The sequence below is a fragment of the Mesorhizobium sp. M4A.F.Ca.ET.050.02.1.1 genome, from assembly GCF_003997725.1.
Taxonomy (GTDB): Bacteria; Pseudomonadota; Alphaproteobacteria; order Rhizobiales; family Rhizobiaceae; genus Mesorhizobium.
Window position 1 is genome coordinate 1 of sequence record NZ_RZSG01001510.1, and the last position, 443, is coordinate 443.

The following is a 443-nucleotide window of genomic DNA, read 5'->3' on the forward strand; positions in this document are numbered from 1 at the left end:
CTTCTGTTCCTGCTTGCCGAAGCCCTATTCTACTGCAAAAGGGTCTATTCCCCGACAAGCTTCAGCGGCTACGACGAGTTCTTGCACTGGATCGCAGCCGAGGATCTTCTCACGGCGCGCCGGCTGTTCCTGTCCAACCCGCTTTTCCCGATCGGGCCAACGTATCCCGCCCTGGAAATCCTGACGACGGCGATCGTCGATCTGACGGGACTGCCCTTGGTTGTGGCGGGGACGCTCTTGTTGGCCGTCCTCAAGGCCACGTTCATCGGTGCCCTGTTTCTGTTCCTCGAAAGCATCGCCGGATCGCCGCGCATGTCGGCCATCGCCTGTCTGGCCTATATGGGCTGCTCGACCTTCTTCCTGTTCGACTCGAGTTTCTCCTACGAGAGCGTCGGCATCGTGTTGTGCGTGCTCACCTTCACGGTCGAAGCAGCGTCCAGGGA

At 60.0% G+C, this 443-nt stretch carries 1 pseudogene; it reads left to right on the plus strand.

The features are described from left to right. Nucleotides 1–443 (plus strand): annotated as a pseudogene (locus EOA33_RS39635) (hypothetical protein); the annotation flags it as partial.